This is a genomic window from Halobiforma nitratireducens JCM 10879, from assembly GCF_000337895.1.
GTDB classification, from domain to species: Archaea; Halobacteriota; Halobacteria; order Halobacteriales; family Natrialbaceae; genus Natronobacterium; species Natronobacterium nitratireducens.
The window spans coordinates 1-222 of sequence record NZ_AOMA01000022.1 but is presented as its reverse complement, the minus strand read 5'-3'; the positions used below and the strand labels follow the sequence as shown (position 1 = coordinate 222).

The following is a 222-nucleotide window of genomic DNA, read 5'->3' as shown; positions in this document are numbered from 1 at the left end:
TTGCCGGGAATTCTGTAGGCTCCCTTCCAGTCCGGTATCGTGGCTGGGCAGGCCGTGTAGAGGTTGTATTCGCCAAGATCGACGCCGATCGGGGTGGGAGAGGGGTTAGCCATCGCGACCACCTGAGGAGGGCTCGAAGAGGATGGCGTCCTCGCCGGCGACGAGAATTTTATCGTACTGCGTGGTGGTTCGGGAGTTCGGTGTCTCCGCGGGGAACTGAGC

Annotated in this window: 1 pseudogene; it reads right to left on the bottom strand. The window is 61.7% G+C overall.

The window, feature by feature from the left end:
* Positions 1-113 (bottom strand): annotated as a pseudogene (locus tag C446_RS19785) (zinc ribbon domain-containing protein); the annotation flags it as partial.
* Between the last annotated feature and the right edge of the window lie 109 nt (positions 114-222).